Here is a 16,230-nt window from a genome sequence, read left to right on the forward strand (position 1 = left end):
GAAATGGAATGCAAAAGACCCGCGCTATTGCGGGCCAGCCGGCTTTACTCAGCCGATCACCTTGCGTACAACTTCGATCAGTTTTTGGGGATCAAAAGGCTTGACCAGCCACCCGGTGGCGCCAGCTGCACGACCTTGTGACTTCATGGCATCGGACGACTCGGTAGTCAGCATCAGGATTGGTGTCGAAGCATATTGCGGCAACCCCCGCAGATTCTTGATCAGCGTCAGCCCATCCATGCGCGGCATGTTCTGGTCAGTCAGAATAAGGTTAACACTTTTAGCCTTTGCCTTATCCAGACCATCCTGACCGTCGACGGCCTCAATCACTTCGTAGCCAGCGCTTTTCAGGGTAAATGACACCATCTGACGGATGGATGCGGAATCGTCGACTGCAAGAACGGTTTTTGCCATTTTTTCCTCGTGAAAAATCAGAACAACTCAACCTCACCACTCGTGAAGCCGGTTTGATTAACCGGATTATTGTCCACTTTTTGAGAAATTACACTTATTTTTTGAGAAATCTGGCCAATGTGCGAACCAATGGCCTCTAGCGCCGTCAAGGTTTCTGGCAAATCAACGCCTTTTTGTAGCACTCTTGCAATCTGATGTTCTTCCGCAACGATTTCACTGAGAGCATCAAGACGAAGTCCAATATGACCCAGTAGCTGGGTCACCATATCCTGAAACTGCAACGACATGATCGCCTGATTAACAGACGCTTCTACCTGTTGACCAATGACGTTCAATTCGCGAACTGTTTCCCCTGTGCACCGATTGATATCATTGATACCGCTCATCGCCAGTTCAACATCACTCTTTGATGTCAACGCAAAAGTCATGTCCCGCGCTGCCATCTGGTTGATTGCCTGTTCGGTGGCATCAATTGTGGTCTGCATCTTCGACACCGACCCGCGAATCTGCTTACTGAAGTGACTCGTCCGCTCAGAAAGATCCCGCACTTCATCTGCAACCACTGCAAATCCGCGCCCGGCGTCACCGGCACGAGCCGCTTCAATAGCGGCATTGAGCGCCAATAGATTGGTTTGTTTCGAGATCCCTTCAATTTCACCAAGCATGCCTCGAACGTCGCTTAACTGCGAAACGATATGGTCGGTCATCTCCACCAGCGACATGGCCAACTTGGAATTTTCGACAACGCTATCTACGAATTGACGCAGTGTTTCGGATGTCTTGCTTGCGAATTGCTGAAATTCGGAAACGGAGCCCTCCCTGCCACCACCAGCTACAGCGAGCATGCCAAGCTGCTGCTGGCGTTGCACCTGAGCATTCATTTCCTGAAAACTCGCTACCAGCTTTGCTATTGCCTCATGGAATATGTTCTGTGTACGCGCAATCTCATCCCGCATTTCCAAGATTTGATTGAAGGCCTCGCATGACACAAGAACCATAGCCTCACCGCTTCGCTCAATAATCTCTTGAGTGATGCGATTGAACGCCTTGTCTTTGGCTTGTCCGTTCGAGCTCGGATAGCGACTGCCGATGTATACGAAACCTGCCGACAGAATCAACATGGCGACAATGACCGCTAGCGATCGTGATGAGGGATCAACCAGCAGCAACACCACTGTAACGATCACAGCCCAGCCTATCCCGACAAAGATGGGCTTGCCGCTACTGCTCATCCTTACCCTTTTGTTTCAATGGAATAGAAATTCTCAACCAGCGGTTCCCTTCCCGCTAGCCGGCAACTTCAATACGTCAGGTAGACTCTCATCTGAACCGATCTCAGACTCTGGTCCCTCTTCCTGCAATATGGCCGTTTCTGTTTTCCGATTCAGGACCACTATACTAATTCGGCGATTGATGGAGCTAAGCGGGTCGTTTTTGTCGAATAAAACGGTTGAAGCAAGCCCGACAACTCTGATCACTTTACTGTCATCCATTCCGCCGACGACCAGCTCTCGCCGCGAAGCATTTGCACGGTTTGCAGAAAGCTCCCAATTGGAGAATCCTTTTTCTCCACCGGCAAACTGTGCTGCATCTGTATGCCCTGCCAGGCTGATCCGGTTGGATACGCCATTCAGGGCCTGTCCAATCTGGCGCAGGATATCGCGGGTATAGGGTTTGAGATCCGCGCTACTTGAGTCAAACATCGGGCGGTTTTGTTCGTCAACAATCTGGATACGCAACCCCTCGGAGGTGATGTCGAGCAACATCTGCTTTTTAAATTGCGCCAATTGCGGGCTCTGCTCGATCATTTTTTCGATCTCGGCCTTCAGGCTCTCTAAGCGCTCCTGCTCCTTTCGACGAAATTCAGCTTGCGCCTCCTTGGAGAACGAGGTTGTCTTTTTTGCCTCGACATCTCCGCGTTTTACTTGGCCTGACTGCCGAGTCAAATCCTTGCCCCCCCCCTGAAGCACACTGGTAGCATCCCCCGAACCACTGCCTCCTTCATGAGAAATTTTTAGCGGGTTCTGAAAAAATTCAGCGATGCCCTGCAAGTCGCCCTTGGCAGTCGAGCCAAGCAACCACATCAGCAGGAAAAAGGCCATCATGGCGGTCACGAAGTCGGCATAGGCAATTTTCCAAGCGCCACCATGCGCGCCGCCGGCAACTACTTTTTTCCGCTTGATAATGATGGGGCGTGTGGAATCGTCGCTCATTGTATTTGCCTAGAAGTCTGCGACAGGCTATTTGCCTTTGCGAGCTTTCAGCTCTTCCTCGAGCTCGCTAAAACTCGGCCGAACGCCTGCCCCGAGGGTTTTCCGACCGAACTCAATAGCCACTTGGGGTGCATAGCCGGACATGGAGGCAAGCAAGACCATTTTGATGGTCTTATAGATCGTGGCCCCTTCATTGGCCTTTTGTTCCAGCAGCTTGGCCACTGGCTCCACAAAACCATACGAAATAAGGATACCGAGGAAGGTACCGACCAATGCGCCACCGATCATCTTCCCCAGGACAGCAGGAGGCGAACCAACGGAACCCATGACGTTGACCACACCCATCACTGCGACGACGATACCGAACGCCGGCACAGCACCGGCAATATTCGACACCACGTGTCCAGGCTCGGCTGCCTCGTGATGATGTGTTTCCAATTCCACATCCATCAGGCTCTCGATCTCGACCGTATTGAGATTGCCGCCGACCATCATGCGCAGGTAGTCGGTGACGAACTCCATGATGTGGTGATCGTGCACCAGATTTGGATATTTGCTGAAAATCGGACTGGCATCTGGGTTCTCGATATCGCCTTCAATGGACATCAACCCTTCCTTACGCACCTTGGCAAGAATCTCGAAAAGCATGGCCAAGGCATCGATATAAAAGGCCTTGTTATATTTTGACCCTTTGAGAATTCCGGGAACGGCACCGACCGTTGCCTTGATGATCTTGATATCGTTGGCTGCGAGGAAGTAACCGATGGTCAGGCCGATAATTGCGATGTACTCGGTCGGCACCCACAGCGCGAGCAGGCTGCCATGAATTGCATAGGTGCCCAACGCCGAAGCCAGAATAACGACGTAACCGATAATCAGAAACATGCAAAGCCCCCTGTCGCACCAGCAGCAATTGGCGCAAATCCGCCCAGTAATTGGTTTTCGCTATTGTAGCCACATGATTTGCCAGAGTGCAAAAAAGAAAAAATTGGCAGCAATGATCCTGGAGACCTGGAAACTGCAAGTGATACACTAAATTACCTGCAAGCACACCACCAGTCCCTGTGATCCAATTCTGCAATCGTTGCGGCTCGAATGTATCGTTCATCATTCCACCTGGTGACTCTCTGCCGCGTCATGTTTGTCCGAAGTGCGGGCATATTCATTACGAAAACCCTCGCTTGGTTGTTGGCTGTGTGGCGGAATGGGAGGATCGAATTCTTTTGTGTCGGCGGGCGATAGAACCTCAATATGGCTTCTGGACACTTCCCGCAGGATTCATGGAGAACGGAGAAACGACCGCACAGGCGGCAATTCGCGAGACAAGCGAAGAAGCGGGCGCCAAAATCATCATTGATGCGCCATTCGCCATGATTAGCATTGCCCATATCAATCAGGTCCATCTCTTCTATCGCGGGCGTCTGGCTAGTCCGGACTACGCAGCAGGAGAGGAGAGCCTTGAAGTCAACCTACTTCGTCCCGATGAAATACCGTGGTCGGATCTGGCATTTCGCAGCGTAACGCTATGCCTGGAACGTTATCTGGTCGATAGATCTGCAGGCAAATACAGCTTCCATGAAAGCAAAATCGATCCTCTCTAAGCCGCTTTAGTCAGCAAGGCTATATTCGACCGGCAAGGAAATGCTCATGAACTTGCCTCGTAAGCCCTCAGGAAAATCCGCGTTTTGGACAGCATGACTGACCATCTCCAGCGCTTGCTGATCCAGCAATTGATGCCCACTTGACCGCCCTAGAGAAACAACGGGCGTTGCCATACCTGCATGGATCGCAACTACTACGATAACCTCCCCCTGCCAGCCCTCATCCCTTGCCAACGGCGGATAGGCTTTGAACCGCCGCGCTACTCGCGCAAGGCTCAGGCGATATTCGCTTAGGGTTTCACTCGATACCGCTGAAAAATCGGCTTGCTCGCCAACAGGGTCCGATTTCGTCTGCACGCTGGTTGCCACGGTCAACGGGGAAAATGGCGGAAAAATGAAAGGTTTTGATTTCTTATTGCTTACGCCGTGGAGAACTCGATCAGTTGCATGCGCAGTACTGACAGCCATGGCACCCGACTGTACTGAAATCGGCGGCAGACCTTGTCCGCCAACATCTCGCAAGCTCAGGTTCAGCGCATTTCGACTTCGAGGGGAATCCGATTGACTCGGCGGAAACATGCTCACCAGCGACAACAGCGCCGCCAAGTGCAATAGCAGAGATATGAGTAGCGTGCGAAACAGCATTTGCCGGCATCACCTATAGCCGCTCGAAAAAACAAACCCCCGGCAGGCAGAGCCAAACCGGGGGCGTATGAACTTGCCGCGGAGCTAGCGACCAAATTCAATCTAAAACTACTTGCCCAGTTTGCTAGCCTCTTCGTTCATCTTGCCGGAATACAACCGCCCCATCAACACACCGATGACCAGAACGCCCACAATGACACCGAGGCTCGCCAAACCAATATCACTTCCCAACAACAGATCCCACGCCATATGTCACCTCCCAGTAACAATTAAATAAACTACCCACTTACCTTGCCTTGGCTACCAGACGAAGCGGTTCCACAGAGTCAGCCATCCATTCGCCCTGAATCCGCCAACCCGCCACCGGATCCTCGATCGACAAAAGCCAACGACCGGAAACGTTATCTGCAAGCCTGCCTGTGTAGAACCCCTGACTCTCTTGCTTCATTTTAATCAATTCATCCTGTCCCGCACGCGTTGGATGAGCCAGCTTGATAACAAGTTCCTGCGGCAATCCTACACTCTTGTCTGCCCCAAGCAACAGTCGAATATTTAGACCGGCACGCATTAGATCCGCATGCAAGCCCATATCTCCCGCCATGTGATCACGCTTCAAACTTTGATTAACGGCCATGCCCTGCTTGTAGTAATCATCCGTCACAAGGCCATCATTGCTAACCACTGCCAACCACAGGGTTGTAATTCCGGCAACGACTACAATAGCCGGCCCCGCCATCAGCAACCATGGCCAGCGCTCCTTGTACCAAGGTTGCTTATCATCACTACGCAAAGTCATTACATTACTCATCTCAGGGCATCAGGAAAGAGGCATTTCACGAACCGCAATATTACTGAGCTCAGTGCCTTGACATCAAAATAGGGCGCACCCTTCTGGCCAGAACCCGACGGCACACCAACTGCCAACATCCAAAGAGACGCTATGGCGATTACCGTAAGATTCATCGTATTAAGAATATGCGTGGTCCCAGGAAATGAGCAAGCACCTCTTCAAGCCTCAAATGCCGCTCCAGGATGTTTTATTCGTATAGCGAACACCCCTTTTGCCTTCCCGACCTTGTTTATCCGCAGATCGCAGGCATCAATATCGTCACCGAAGCGATTACTCTCATTGTGCGATCATCACAATCGGTATCGAAATTGCGCTGGAATTAATTCAACGTACTTTCGGTACAAATCAGATTTTACAAAACAAAAAAACGAGGCAGCCAAGCTGCCTCGTCTAAACAAATTACTTTGCGCCTTGGCTCAGGCTAATCACATAGGCAGCCAGCAGATGGACCTTGCCTTCACCTAGGAAGTCTTTCCAAGCAGGCATCTGGTTGGTACGACCTTTGGTAATCGTCTCGGTAACGGTGGCCAGTGAGGAGCCATACAACCATACCTTATCGGTCAGGTTAGGCGCACCAACAGCCGGCGTACCCTTGGCATCCATGCCGTGGCAACCGACGCAACCGGCCGATGTAAACGTTTCCTTGCCTTTGGCGGCACGAACGGAATCGTTTGGCAGACCGGACAGCGAGCGCACAAAGTTAGCCAAATCCTTGATGGTATCGGCACCCAACTGCTCATGCGGCGGCATTACGCCCATACGACCATTGGAAATCGTTTCCTTGATTTGCTCCGGCTCTCCGCCAAACTGCCAATCGGAGTCAGTCAGATTCGGGAAGCCCTTGGCACCACGAGCATCAGCACCATGACATTGCATGCAATAGGTCAGAAACAGGCGCTTGCCCATTTCCATGGCTTGCTTGTCAGCAGCGACTGCCTTGAGATCCATGGCCAAGTACTTGTCAAACAGCGGCTTGACCGTGGCATCCATCTTGTCGACTTCTGCCTTGTACTGACTATTGGCGCAACCCTGTTCGATATGTGAACACCAGCCAAGCAAGCCCTTGTTGTTACCCAGCCCCGGATAGAGAACAAGGTAAACCAGAGAAAACACAACCGTGATCACAAACAACCAACTCCACCACTTGGGCATCGGGTTGTTGTATTCCTCAAGGGATTCATCCCAGACGTGACCACAGGTTTTGCCTGGCGTGAATGTCGCCTTACTTTGCATGTACAGAATGATTGCGCAGGCCAGAATGCTGACCAGCACAATCACAATGACGTACATGTTCCAAAACTCGCTAACGAAATCGCTCATTTGCTTTCCTTTTTTTCAGCGCGGATGCGATGTGCGGGACACCGCATCCTGATCATCGTGCTCCACAAACGGCAAGTTGGCAGCTTCATCGAACCCCTTCTGGCTGCTCTTGCTGTAAGCCCACCAAATAATTCCCAGGAAGCAGAGCAACCCGACAACCGTAGTGATGGAACGCAGAGTATTGATGTCCATGGCTATTACTTGACGTTCTTAAGCGCCGTACCCAAGCCTTGCAGGTAGGCAATCAGAACATCCAGCTCGGTCTTGTCACCAATTTCAGCCTTGGCACCCTTGATTTCCTCATCCGTATAGGTGGGGATACCACGGGCGTTCGCAAAACCGCGCATGACCTGCATCTTTTTCTCGATATCCGCGCCAACCGAATCCTTGGCCTTGGTATTCGACAAGAAAGCAAACGCGGGCATGTTGGATTCCGGCACGACGTCACGTGGATTCATCAGGTGGGCACGCTGCCACTCGTCCGAGTAGCGACCACCGACGCGAGCCAAATCCGGCCCCGTACGCTTGGATCCCCACTGGAACGGGTGGTCGTAGACCGACTCGCCAGCAACGGAATAATGGCCGTAACGCTCAGTTTCAGCGCGGAAAGGACGAATCATCTGCGAGTGGCATAGGAAACAGCCCTCGCGGACAAAAATATCACGCCCCGCCAAGCGAACTGCTTCGTAAGGTTTGATCCCTTCAACTGGAGTCGTGGTCGACTTCTGGAAGAAGAGCGGAACGATTTCGAGCAGACCGCCCCAAATCACGGTAAAGAGCGTCAGCACAATCAGCAGGCCTACGCTCTTTTCAATTTGCTCATGCTTAAGCATTGTTATCTCTCCCTAATCAGGCGTGATGGCCAGCCGGAACCAGCACCGGCGTATCCTGCGTCTTGCCACCTGCCATGGTCCTGAACATGTTGTAGGCCATGATCAACATACCGGACAGGAACAAGACACCACCCAACCAACGAATCGCCCAGAATGGGTAAGAACCCTTGACCGACTCAACGAAGCTGTAAGCCAACGTACCGTCGGCATTGACCGCACGCCACATCAGACCCTGCATCACACCGGCAATCCACATGGAGGCGATATAGAGCACAGTACCGGTAGTAGCGATCCAGAAGTGGGTCGTAACCAGTTTGGTGCTATACATTTCGCTCTTGCCGAAAAGCTTCGGCAGCAAATAGTAGATTGAGCCAATCGAAACCATGGCCACCCAGCCGAGAGCGCCGGAATGCACGTGACCGACAGTCCAGTCCGTGTAGTGCGACAAGGCGTTCACCGTCTTGATCGCCATCATCGGACCTTCGAAGGTGGACATACCGTAGAAGGACAAAGAGGTGATGAGGAACTTGAGGATAGGATCATCACGCAGCTTATGCCACGCACCCGACAGGGTCATGATGCCGTTGATCATACCGCCCCATGATGGAGCCAGCAGAATCAAGGAGAAGATCATACCGATTGACTGAGTCCAGTCCGGCAGCGCAGTGTAATGCAGGTGGTGCGGACCCGCCCACATGTACGTAAAGATCAGCGCCCAGAAGTGAACCACGGACAAACGGTAAGAGTACACCGGGCGTCCAGCCTGTTTCGGCACAAAGTAGTACATCATGCCAAGGAAGCCTGCGGTCAGGAAGAAACCCACCGCATTATGGCCATACCACCACTGAACCATCGCGTCCTGCGCCCCGGAATAGACGGAGTAAGACTTTGTCAGAGTTACCGGGACTGCGGCGCTATTAACAAGATGTAGCAACGCAACCGCGATGATAAATGCGCCAAAAAACCAGTTGGCAACGTAGATATGTGAAACCGTGCGCTTGGCGATCGTACCGAAGAACACTACGGCGTAGGAAACCCACACCAGTGTAATCAGAATATCAATCGGCCATTCCAGTTCAGCGTATTCCTTGCCCTGGGTCATACCCAACGGCAACGTAATAGCGGCCAGCAAGATAACCAGCTGCCAACCCCAAAAAGTAAACGGAATCAGCGGGCCACCCCATAGGCGCACATGGTTAGTACGTTGAACAACCCAGTAAGACGTTGCAAACAAGGCGCAGCCACCAAACGCGAAAATAACTGCGTTGGTGTGCAACGGGCGCAGACGGCCAAAGTGCAGGAAGCCCATATTGAGCTCCGGCCAGACCAACTGAGCTGCAATGATGACACCGACCAGCATGCCAACAATGCCCCAGATGACGGTCATGACGGCAAATTGCCGTACGACCTTATCGTTATATGTGGTTTGCGTTCCAGACATGAACCCACCTCTCGTAAAAAAAAAACGGAATGCCCAACCCCCTGAACCCAGGAGGACACATAGAAAGCGATGGTATTCTAGATCAGCATGGACGTTTTGACCTAGATCAACCTACCGATTATCTAAGCATAACTAGTCCGCATGGTGTAACGACTTCACCACACCATACGGCCGAAAAGTGAACAAAAAAAGGGTGCGTCGTAACGCACCCCAACCCCAACAGAGATTTGCAGCAAAGCCCCTACGCCTCACAATGACTAAATTCTGCACAACAGCCAACCGCAGGGCGTTGACGCAGGTCAAACTTTCTCTGATTTGTCGGTTTCCGCCTGATCAGCGGGCGCAGGGGGTAGATCCTCATCCATCAAAATTCGAAAACCAGGTCCCTCAAGATCATCAAACTGACCACTGCGAACGGACCACCAAAAGGCCACAGCGATCCCGAACACCAGAACCACTGAAACAGGAATCAACAGATATATACTTTCCATCAATCTGTCTCCAAGCGCTGTATGCGCAGTGAATTTAGCACCACCAGCAGCGAACTGGCCGACATGCCGACACCGGCAATCCAAGGGCTTACAAAACCCGCTATCGCCAATGGCAGGGCTACAAAATTGTACGCGAAGGACCACCAGAGATTCTGTCGAATCACTTGCAACGTTTTCCGGGCGCGGCGCAGACCGTAGCGAAGATGATCCAGATTTTCGGAGAGCAGAATAAAATCTGCCTGTGTTCTGGCCAGCTGGGCGCCGCCCCCCATGGCAATCGACACCTGAGCCTGAGCCAGCACAGGCGCGTCGTTGACGCCATCGCCTAGCATTGCGACCACAGCGCCCTGTACTTGCAGGGTGCTCACACAATCGTACTTCCCCTGCGGCGTAACGCCCGCCCGAACATCTTCGATTCCAAGCAACTCAGCGACACGACGAGCAACCGCAGGCGCATCCCCCGTGAGCAAAATTACTTTTTTTCCGGCAGCGCGGAGCTCTGCAATCAATACAGCCGCCTCTTTGCGAACCGTATCACCAACTCGAAACAAAGCCAGGCAGCCTGACTCATCACCCAGAACCACGACGGTATCGCCACTTTCCATCCACTCGAGCGCAGCATCCGGCATTTTTCCGTCACTCAGACCCAACGCATAATCAGGGCGCCCGATCCGGCAGCGACGCCCTGCCACCACAGCCTCGATCCCCTGCCCCGGCTCACTGAGCGCAGCAGAGGTTTCCGGCAACCGGTCGCCAGCCGCTTGACGCAATGCAGTTGCAACCGGGTGCTCGGAGGCATGCTCCAAGGCTGCTGCAATGGCCAGGCAATCCTCCTTGTTGTGCCCAAGCACGGGAAGCACATCAACCAGATGCATGCGCCCTGTGGTCAAAGTACCGGTCTTGTCGAAAACAAAATGTGTCGCCCGTGCCAGGGTTTCGATGGCATGACCACGCGTCACCAGCAACCCATCCTTGGCCAGCGCCCCCGCCGCAACCGTTAGCGCAATTGGCGTAGCCAGCGAAAGCGCACACGGGCAAGTCACCACCAAGACGGAAACGGTGATCCACAACGCTTTGGACGGATCAACGATATACCAACCAACGGCTACCAGAATCGCAACCACCAGCAAAGTGGCGACGAAATAGCTGGCGATACGGTCGGCGACAACGACAATTTTGGGTTTCTCTGCCGCCGCCCGCTCCATCAGCTGAATGATGGCCGACAGTCGCGTTCCCTCACCAACCTGCTCGACTTGCACGACCAGCGGGCTTTCGGCGTTGATCGAACCACCAGTGACCACCTCGCCAGGTGCCTTGGAGACCGGCTTGCTCTCGCCCGTCAGCAAGGCCTCGTTGGCGGAACTGATCCCCTCGATGACACGACCATCGGCGGGCACGATCTCGCCCGCTCGGACAAGCACAAAATCACCCTGCCGCAGATCCGCAACGACACACTGCTCGACGCTACGGTCAACCGGAAAATTCGGCATTTTTTGAGAAAATGCCGGTAACAACCGGGCAAGCGCCTCAGTCACGCCGAGCGCCTTCTGCCGCGCTGTCATTTCGAGATAGCGGCCGCCGAGCAGGAAGAAAACGAACATGGTGACCGAGTCGAAATAAACCTCCCCCGACTGGTTCAATGTTGCCCAGCAACTGGCGACAAAGGCGGCGCCAACCCCAAGCGCCACGGGCACATCCATGCCGACACGCCGCAACTTGATGTCACGCCAAGCATGACGAAAAAACGGCGCGGACGAATAAAAAATAACCGGGATAGTCAGGAAACAGGAGGCCCAGCGCATCAGGCTCTCAATATCTGGTGACATATCGCCATTGGCGATGTACACCGGAAAGGCGTACATCATGACCTGCATCATGCCAAAGCCGGCCACCCATAGCCGCCACAGGGCATCACGTCGCTCCTTGTTCGAAATTTCCTCGTTTTTGGCGGCATCGTACGGGTAGGCGCGATAGCCGATGGCCGCGATGGCGCCGAGGATATCGGACAGTTTGATCCGCGACTCATCCCAACGAACCCGCGCCCGGCGAGTCGTGTAGTTGATATTGACCGCTGTCACCCCCGGCAATCTGCCGACATGCTGTTCGTTCAGCCAGATACAGGCGGCGCATGTAATACCTTCGAGCAACAACGAAGCCTCCCGCTCGTTTTGCCCCAGTTCCTTGACGAAGCTTTTCTGAAAATCGACATGGTCGAAAAGGGCCAATTGGTCGAGAATTGCCGGCAGCGCTTCGCGTGGCGACTCGGGTAGCGCATCGCGGCTACGGTAATAGTCTGCCAATCCATTATCAACAATGGATTGAGCCACCGCCTGGCAGCCGATACAACACATGGCCCGCAACTCACCAGCGACCATTACCGGGAGATCGACGTCATCCGGAACAGGCAGGCCGCAGTGATAACAGTTGGCATGGGGCATACGAATGGAAAAAGGCAGCGAAGTGCCTTTTGGATCAAGGGCGGAGCAGAAGTATAGATTATTTACCACTTGCCGCTTACCCCTCCGGGACAATGCAGAATGAACGAGCGCCGAATAACTCTTGCTACGCTGTCGTAACAAGCCGATCATCCTGCCACCGGCTGGCCAGTGCTATCATGACCAGAGCATCGACCGCACGAGCCACGCGACATCCCTCCCCACCCATGCCAGACAATACAAAACCACGCATCCTCGTCGTCGATCCCTCGGCCAGCAATCGTGCGTTGATCTGTGAGTGCCTGCGTCAATTACCGGACGTCCGGACTATAGCAACCGGCGATAGCGAACACGCCCTGCAAATCTTCAAGGAAACCCGGCCCAGTCTAGTATTGCTCGACACCACACTGCATGGCACCGGTGGCATCGCGCTGACCCAGAAAATCCGCGCCTGGGAACAATCACGAAACGAAGCGGGCATTTCGCCCTGGACACCGATCGTCTTCCTCTCCTCGGTCACCGACGAAAATACGCTGACCCATGGCATTCAGGCTGGCGGTGACGACTTTCTGTGCAAGCCGGTTTCCGAGGTTGTATTACTCGCGAAAGCGCAAGCCATGCTGCGCATTTCGACCCGACAGCAGGAAATTTGTGACGTCCACCGACAACTCAAGGAAATAGCCAGCCTCGACAGTCTGACCGGCATACCCAACCGCCGGCATTTCGAAGACACACTTTCCGTTGAATGGAAACGCTGCCTGCGCAATGACACACCATTGAGCATCGTCATCAGCGACGTCGATTACTTCAAACAGTTCAATGACATCTACGGCCACCAGGCGGGCGACGTTTGCCTCAAGGCGGTAGCCGGTTCACTCAGCGAATCCCTGTTCCGCGTGGAAGATACGGTCGCCCGTTACGGTGGCGAAGAATTCGTCGCCATTCTGCCGGGCACCGATGCCAGCGGTGCCTACGCGGTTGCCGAACGCATGCGGCAATCGGCGCGCGACCTCTGCATTCCCCACGAACGCGGCATAGACGGTCGAATATCATGCAGCTTCGGCGTGGCCAGCACACGTCCGAGCACCGACAAAATGCCGCAGCAACTATTAAGAACCGCCGACCTTGGCCTGTATGCTGCAAAAAATGCGGGGCGCAACCGTGTCGCCCTCAATCAGGAACAGGCGTTCTGAAAATTTGGTTTTCCGGCGTTTTTTCCGGTTGACCGTAGACATGCCACCAAAATTGACTGTCCCCACGTATTGCCACAAAAACACCTGAAATCAGCGCCTGGCCCGATACCGGAAGCGCACGACCGCTATTCACAGGCCCGAACTATCCGGTTATAATTTGAGGCTCTGTTTGATTTGACAGACGTGTGCCGCTTTAGCTCAGTTGGTAGAGCAGTTCATTCGTAATGATGTTCGCCAAAGTTGTAAAATACCCAGTAAATCAATATGTTAAACGCGCCATTGAGCGCGTTTTTTGTTTCATGGCACAGCCATGGCACAATGCCCGCATCAATCCATGGGCACCCAGGGCAAATAGCGTGGTTCACGTTGCCTCCACGTCCTCGGCAAACTAGGGGGCAAGATGGCTACCATTCGTGAACGCATCGACGCAAACGGCAACAAGTCCTATCACGTCCAGATTCGCATCAAGGGCTTCCCGCCGCAAACCCAGTCCTTTGATACCAAGACGCTCGCCAAACGCTGGGCAACTGATACCGAGTCTGAACTTCGTGCAGGCCGCTATATGCAGCGCGTTGAGGCCCAACGCCATACCGTGCGCGAGATGCTGGAGAAGTACCGCGACGAAATCCTGATTCCGCTCAAGCCGAAAGAAGTCAGAGCCCAAGGGCCACAACTCGCTTGGTGGATTCAAAAGCTGGGCGCCTATAGCTTGGCGGACCTCCCTCCCGTCGCCATCGGTAAGTGCCGGGATGAGCTATTGCAAACCCCGCTACCAAGTCGACGGGCCACGCCTGATCTCGACGAGGACACGCCGGCCCGTTACCGCAAACCGGCGACCGTCGTTCGCTACATGGCGCTCCTGTCGCATGCCTTCAATATTGCAGTCAAGGAATGGCAGTGGCTAACCGAGTCGCCCATGCTTCGGGTGAGCAAACCCAAGGTAAATAATGCGCGGATTCGCTATTTATCCGAGGATGAGTTGACGCGACTGCTGGCGGCAGCCAAGAATTCGGCCAATCGCTATCTGCACACCATACTGGTCACCGCCTTATCGACGGGCATGCGTTACAGCGAAATCATGAATCTGCGCTGGTCGAACGTGATTCTCGATGATGCAGATGAAATCGGTTTGGTCCTACTGGAAACGACCAAGAACGGAGAGCCTCGGGGTGTTCCCTTGGTCAAGAATGCCTGCGCAGCGATCAAGGTGCTGCGGAATTCGCACGCCAAGCAGGACATGGGCCACGTCAAGCGGGAAGCATTTCTGTTTCCCAGCGAGGATGACGCAGAAACCCCGGTTGAAATCCGCAAAGCGTGGGAGACGGCACTGAAACGGGCGAAAGTGACTGACTTCAAGTTCCATGATCTCCGGCACACTGCCGCCAGTTACCTGGCCATGGCTGGCGCCACCGCTCCGGAAATCGCCGAAATCCTCGGGCACAAAAGCCTCCAGATGGTGAAACGCTACTCCCACTTTAACAAGGCGCATATTGCCAAGCTGATGGTGCGGATGAGTTCCAGTCGGCTGTCGGCCACGGGTGACAATGAAGCGATTCTGGACTCAACGAGGACCGAGAAATGACTCACTCGTTTGAATTTAGTCTTTCCGTTGGGACCGGATTGGTTCCGTTCGCATTGTCGTCCAACGAAAGAAAAATGGCCCCCGAGGAGTGGGCGTGGCGCTTTCTTCGCCTCAATCAAGATTATCAAAAAGCGTATTCCGATGCGCTTGAGAAGCAGCAAGCCAGCCAAGATTCACAAAACGGCTCAACACGATTTCATGAGGCGCATCACCTTCGAAAAATTTTTGTTGATGAACGTGATTGCCGAGATCGATTTGGCCTGAGCACCTGGCTGGACCCAAGTTTGAACTCTCTACCAGTGCTGCCAGAGGGGCAATCCTGGTTTGCTCCATTGAGAGCTGTTTCTGTCGACCTACCAAGGACCGTGGATGCTAATTTCATTAGCATCCAGAATGGTCTTTTCGGGCTTCTTAGCGAGCGGCCACGCCCCAGACAAATTGTTGAAGTTCGGGTCAAAGGGCAGCAGGCAACCATTCCGCTTCGCTCGGCAGAAGCTGTTTTTTCTATCGATTGCCGCGTGCCAATAGACGGTCAACTTGCGTCGGTGAGTTTTCTTGCTGAGCAATACGCGAAGCTCTCTCGCACAGCAGGTTTGAAAGCGTCGAGTTTTGAATGCATACCTGCCGACAGGTGGCTTGATGCCATTCCGTTACAAGATGGAACAACGCTTTTTTGCGATCTTCATCGGGCTTCGAAGAGCCTACTGAAGAAACTGGGAAATGACGTGAACAAGAATCGGATCGATTTGGTAAAACAAATATCGGTCAATTTGGCTCGTCCGCCCTCGGGGCAGTTAAAGAAGTGGCGAATGCATTTACTGGCCTATCAGGAATGGTTGATAGGGATAGGGCTAGTGGCTATTCCTATTAAACGTCTGTGGCTGAGGCTTGCGATGACTTCTGGGAGAAAAACCGGAAGTCCGTCAGATGGGCATAGACTAAAAGCCTATGTGATGATTTCCGAGTGTCATTTGGCGAAAATTTCTAACCGAAATGAAATTCTCCGCATCTTAAAAGCCAAAGGTGCGCAAAGTGCACAACAAGCAGCATCATTGTCCGACGATTGGACTGAGTATTTGCATGGAAGAGCCGAACGGATAGATGCCTATGCTGCAGAAGCCAAAGCATACATTTCCGCAAATTATATGTGGTTAGTCCATTCACAAAATCCAGTTGTTGAAACCGAACCAGAGTTGGAATAATGCTTGGCGG

Annotated in this window: 17 protein-coding genes; 4 read left to right on the top strand and 13 right to left on the bottom strand. The window is 53.3% G+C overall.

All coding sequences use genetic code 11. From position 1 onward, the window contains the following. Nucleotides 1-48 precede the first annotated feature (48 nt). Genes IPJ12_05715 through motA form a run of 4 tightly spaced genes read right to left on the bottom strand, consistent with a single transcriptional unit; the run spans nt 49 to nt 3,512 of the window. The gene (locus tag IPJ12_05715) at nt 49-414 is read right to left on the bottom strand and encodes a response regulator (GenBank protein ID MBK7646656.1); all 366 of its coding nucleotides are present in this window, start codon (nt 412-414) and stop codon (nt 49-51) included. Nucleotides 415-431: 17 nt separating this feature from the next. Beyond that, nucleotides 432-1,646, bottom strand: a complete 1,215-nt coding sequence (locus IPJ12_05720; protein ID MBK7646657.1) for a chemotaxis protein — start codon at nt 1,644-1,646, stop codon at nt 432-434. Nucleotides 1,647-1,679: 33 nt separating this feature from the next. Beyond that, complete coding sequence (gene motB / locus IPJ12_05725) at nt 1,680-2,627, bottom strand: flagellar motor protein MotB (protein MBK7646658.1); 948 nt, start codon at nt 2,625-2,627, stop codon at nt 1,680-1,682. A gap of 27 nt (nt 2,628-2,654) precedes the next feature. After that, entirely contained in the window at nt 2,655-3,512 is an 858-nt protein-coding gene (gene motA / locus IPJ12_05730) for a flagellar motor stator protein MotA (GenBank protein MBK7646659.1), read from the bottom strand. Nucleotides 3,513-3,694: 182 nt separating this feature from the next. Between motA and IPJ12_05735 the strand changes: the two genes are divergently transcribed. Then, nucleotides 3,695-4,228 carry an NUDIX hydrolase gene (locus IPJ12_05735; GenBank protein MBK7646660.1) on the top strand — a complete coding sequence of 178 codons (534 nt, stop codon included), beginning with the start codon at nt 3,695-3,697 and terminating at the stop codon, nt 4,226-4,228. A 6-nt stretch (nt 4,229-4,234) separates the two neighbouring features. On the opposite strand, the gene IPJ12_05740 is transcribed toward IPJ12_05735, so the two are convergent. The 9 genes from IPJ12_05740 to cadA form a co-directional block, all read right to left on the bottom strand. Then, entirely contained in the window at nt 4,235-4,873 is a 639-nt protein-coding gene (locus IPJ12_05740) for a TonB family protein (protein ID MBK7646661.1), read from the bottom strand. Between the two features lie 108 nt (nt 4,874-4,981). Next, on the bottom strand, nt 4,982-5,122 hold the full coding sequence (locus IPJ12_05745) for a DUF3149 domain-containing protein (GenBank protein ID MBK7646662.1): 141 nt from the start codon (nt 5,120-5,122) through the stop codon (nt 4,982-4,984). A 37-nt stretch (nt 5,123-5,159) separates the two neighbouring features. Continuing rightward, nucleotides 5,160-5,681, bottom strand: a complete 522-nt coding sequence (locus IPJ12_05750; protein MBK7646663.1) for a FixH family protein — start codon at nt 5,679-5,681, stop codon at nt 5,160-5,162. Between the two features lie 441 nt (nt 5,682-6,122). Next, nucleotides 6,123-7,043 (bottom strand): cytochrome-c oxidase, cbb3-type subunit III, encoded by a 921-nt coding sequence (gene ccoP, locus IPJ12_05755; GenBank protein MBK7646664.1) that lies wholly within the window; start codon nt 7,041-7,043, stop codon nt 6,123-6,125. 15 nt (nt 7,044-7,058) lie between these two features. Continuing rightward, entirely contained in the window at nt 7,059-7,235 is a 177-nt protein-coding gene (locus IPJ12_05760; protein MBK7646665.1) for a cbb3-type cytochrome c oxidase subunit 3, read from the bottom strand. 5 nt (nt 7,236-7,240) lie between these two features. After that, entirely contained in the window at nt 7,241-7,882 is a 642-nt protein-coding gene (gene ccoO, locus IPJ12_05765; GenBank protein MBK7646666.1) for a cytochrome-c oxidase, cbb3-type subunit II, read from the bottom strand. A 10-nt stretch (nt 7,883-7,892) separates the two neighbouring features. Then, nucleotides 7,893-9,317 carry a cytochrome-c oxidase, cbb3-type subunit I gene (gene ccoN, locus IPJ12_05770; protein MBK7646667.1) on the bottom strand — a complete coding sequence of 475 codons (1,425 nt, stop codon included), beginning with the start codon at nt 9,315-9,317 and terminating at the stop codon, nt 7,893-7,895. Between the two features lie 299 nt (nt 9,318-9,616). Beyond that, nucleotides 9,617-9,808, bottom strand: coding sequence for a cbb3-type cytochrome oxidase assembly protein CcoS (gene ccoS / locus IPJ12_05775; protein ID MBK7646668.1), 192 nt, complete (start codon nt 9,806-9,808; stop codon nt 9,617-9,619). Beyond that, on the bottom strand, nt 9,808-12,246 hold the full coding sequence (gene cadA / locus IPJ12_05780; GenBank protein ID MBK7646669.1) for a cadmium-translocating P-type ATPase: 2,439 nt from the start codon (nt 12,244-12,246) through the stop codon (nt 9,808-9,810). Before cadA ends, ccoS begins: the two co-directional genes overlap by 1 nt. A 224-nt stretch (nt 12,247-12,470) precedes the next feature. On the opposite strand from cadA, the gene IPJ12_05785 reads away from it, so the two are divergent. The 3 genes from IPJ12_05785 (at nt 12,471) to IPJ12_05795 (ending at nt 16,220) form a co-directional block, all read left to right on the top strand. Then, nucleotides 12,471-13,436, top strand: a complete 966-nt coding sequence (locus IPJ12_05785) for a diguanylate cyclase (protein MBK7646670.1) — start codon at nt 12,471-12,473, stop codon at nt 13,434-13,436. Between the two features lie 400 nt (nt 13,437-13,836). Beyond that, nucleotides 13,837-15,018 (top strand): site-specific integrase, encoded by a 1,182-nt coding sequence (locus IPJ12_05790; protein ID MBK7646671.1) that lies wholly within the window; start codon nt 13,837-13,839, stop codon nt 15,016-15,018. A 74-nt stretch (nt 15,019-15,092) separates the two neighbouring features. After that, nucleotides 15,093-16,220, top strand: a complete 1,128-nt coding sequence (locus tag IPJ12_05795; protein MBK7646672.1) for a hypothetical protein — start codon at nt 15,093-15,095, stop codon at nt 16,218-16,220. Nucleotides 16,221-16,230: the final 10 nt, after the last annotated feature.

This window comes from Betaproteobacteria bacterium, from assembly GCA_016709965.1.
Taxonomy (GTDB): domain Bacteria; phylum Pseudomonadota; class Gammaproteobacteria; order Burkholderiales; family Rhodocyclaceae; genus Azonexus; species Azonexus amarohabitans.

Bases quoted from the DNA above. Each gene is read 5' to 3' on its own strand.
- IPJ12_05715 (MBK7646656.1), bottom strand. From the start codon at position 414: ATGGCAAAAACCGTTCTTGCAGTCGACGATTCCGCATCCATCCGTCAG.
- IPJ12_05720 (MBK7646657.1), bottom strand. From the start codon at position 1,646: ATGAGCAGTAGCGGCAAGCCCATCTTTGTCGGGATAGGCTGGGCTGTG.
- motB (MBK7646658.1), bottom strand. From the start codon at position 2,627: ATGAGCGACGATTCCACACGCCCCATCATTATCAAGCGGAAAAAAGTA.
- motA (MBK7646659.1), bottom strand. From the start codon at position 3,512: ATGTTTCTGATTATCGGTTACGTCGTTATTCTGGCTTCGGCGTTGGGC.
- IPJ12_05740 (MBK7646661.1), bottom strand. From the start codon at position 4,873: ATGCTGTTTCGCACGCTACTCATATCTCTGCTATTGCACTTGGCGGCG.
- IPJ12_05745 (MBK7646662.1), bottom strand. From the start codon at position 5,122: ATGGCGTGGGATCTGTTGTTGGGAAGTGATATTGGTTTGGCGAGCCTC.
- IPJ12_05750 (MBK7646663.1), bottom strand. From the start codon at position 5,681: ATGAGTAATGTAATGACTTTGCGTAGTGATGATAAGCAACCTTGGTAC.
- ccoP (MBK7646664.1), bottom strand. From the start codon at position 7,043: ATGAGCGATTTCGTTAGCGAGTTTTGGAACATGTACGTCATTGTGATT.
- IPJ12_05760 (MBK7646665.1), bottom strand. From the start codon at position 7,235: ATGGACATCAATACTCTGCGTTCCATCACTACGGTTGTCGGGTTGCTC.
- ccoN (MBK7646667.1), bottom strand. From the start codon at position 9,317: ATGTCTGGAACGCAAACCACATATAACGATAAGGTCGTACGGCAATTT.
- ccoS (MBK7646668.1), bottom strand. From the start codon at position 9,808: ATGGAAAGTATATATCTGTTGATTCCTGTTTCAGTGGTTCTGGTGTTC.
- cadA (MBK7646669.1), bottom strand. From the start codon at position 12,246: ATGCCCCATGCCAACTGTTATCACTGCGGCCTGCCTGTTCCGGATGAC.
- IPJ12_05785 (MBK7646670.1), top strand. From the start codon at position 12,471: ATGCCAGACAATACAAAACCACGCATCCTCGTCGTCGATCCCTCGGCC.
- IPJ12_05790 (MBK7646671.1), top strand. From the start codon at position 13,837: ATGGCTACCATTCGTGAACGCATCGACGCAAACGGCAACAAGTCCTAT.
- IPJ12_05795 (MBK7646672.1), top strand. From the start codon at position 15,093: ATGGCCCCCGAGGAGTGGGCGTGGCGCTTTCTTCGCCTCAATCAAGAT.